This is a genomic window from Streptomyces sp. NPDC058457, assembly GCF_042720695.1.
Lineage (GTDB): Bacteria > Actinomycetota > Actinomycetes > Streptomycetales > Streptomycetaceae > Streptomyces.
The window spans coordinates 1-1,720 of record NZ_JBHXLU010000197.1 but is presented as its reverse complement, the minus strand read 5'-3'; the positions used below and the strand labels follow the sequence as shown (position 1 = coordinate 1,720).

Genomic DNA, 1,720 nt, shown 5'->3' with positions numbered 1-1,720 from the left:
CCTAGAAGGCTCATGAAGATCTTGGGTTCTGGCCCTGCCGCGTCAGCGGCAGGGCCAGACTCGTCAGGTGGCGATGGGTGAGTGGGTCGGCGAGACCGTCGGGCCGGACGTGTGGGAGACGTGTCGGGAACTGATCCCGGCAGGGAGTGTGTTCGCGTTCCTGGCCGGGCATCGCGGCGAGCTGTTCCCGGCTGAGATGTTCGCGGACATGTACCCGTCGGCGAACGGGCGGCCGAGCATGCCGCCGCAGATCCTGGCCGCCGCGATCACCTTGCAGGCCCTGCACGGGCTGTCGGACTTCGAGACGGTCCAGGAACTGCGGTGCGACCTGCGATGGAAGGCCGCCTGCGGACTGGGCCTTCACGACATGGCCTTCGACCCGTCGCTGCTGGCCTACTTCCGCCGCCGACTGGCCCGTTCCGCCCGCCCGAACCGCGTGTTCGAGGCCGTGCGCGAGGTCGTGAAGGCCACCGGCGTACTCAAGGGCAAGCACCGCAGGGCACTGGACTCCACCGTGCTGGACGACGCGGTCGCCACCCAGGACACCGTCACCCAGCTCATCGCCGCCGTCCGCACGGTGATCCGCGAGGTCCCCGGCGCCGACGCGGTCGCCGCTGCGCAGTGCAGCGCGCACGACTACACCGACCCGGGCAAGCCGAAGATTGCCTGGAACGACGGGCAGGCCCGCGCCGAGCTGGTCGACGCGCTGGTCACGGACGCGCTGCGGCTGCTGGGTCACCTGCCCGACCGGCAACTCGGCGAGAATGCCGCCAACGCGGTGGGCATACTGGCCCTGGTCGCCGGGCAGGACGTCGAGCCCGCCGAGGACTCCGACGGCCGCGACGGACGCTGGCGCATCACCCGTGGCACCGCCCCCAACCGGATGGTCTCCACCGTCGATCCCGAAGCCCGGCACGTCCACAAGACCCGCAGCCACCAGCAGGACGGATACAAGACCCACCTGGCCATCGAACCCGAGACCGGCTTATACACCGCCGTCGCCCTGCGGCCCGGCGCCGGAGCCGAACACCACGAGGCAGCCGTCGGCCTGGACCTGCTCGCCGACGAGGACAACCCGCTGGACGTCTTCGGCGACACCGCCTACTCCGCCGGCGACGCCCGCCAGGCCCTGCACCAGGCCGGGCACCGGCTGTTCCTCAAACCCGCCCCGCTGCGGCCCGCCGTCCCCGGCGGCTTCACCCTCGACGACTTCGCCATCGACACCACAGCCGCCATCGTGACCTGCCCGGCCGGACACACCGTGCCCCTGTCCGACCCCGGCGGGCAGCACCACCAACGCAAAGCCCCTTTCGGGGACTTGTGCACCGGATGCCACCTACGTGAGCGGTGCACCAAAGCCAAGGCCGGACGCATCCTGACCATCCGACCGCACCACGACCTCCAGACAGCCGCCCGCCACCAGGCCGCCACCGACCCCGGCTGGCAGGCCGCCTACCGCCGCTGGAGACCACCCGTCGAACGCGCCGTCGCCTGGCTCGTCCACCACGGCAACCGGCGCCTGCGCTACCGCGGCACCATCAAGAACGACACCTGGCTCCACACCCGAGCCGCCGCCCTCAACCTCCGCCGACTGATCAACCTCGGACTCACCCGCACCAGCGGCACCTGGCACCTCACACCGGCCGGCGCATGACCACAGGGGCTTGTCCGGCCTGACGGCCGGACAACCCCTCACCAAGATCTTCATGAGCCTTCTAGG

At 70.9% G+C, this 1,720-nt stretch carries 1 protein-coding gene; it reads left to right on the top strand.

Annotation, left to right across the window (positions count from 1 at the left end):
* The first annotated feature begins 73 nt into the window (after positions 1 to 73).
* The gene (locus tag ACFWPS_RS53955; RefSeq protein ID WP_383721914.1) at positions 74 to 1,654 is read left to right on the top strand and encodes an IS1182 family transposase; all 1,581 of its coding nucleotides are present in this window, start codon (positions 74 to 76) and stop codon (positions 1,652 to 1,654) included.
* Positions 1,655 to 1,720 lie beyond the last annotated feature (66 nt).

What these genes read in the sequence shown, in the direction of transcription:
- ACFWPS_RS53955 (WP_383721914.1), top strand. Translation starts at nt 74, where the DNA reads ATGGGTGAGTGGGTCGGCGAGACCGTCGGGCCGGACGTGTGGGAGACG.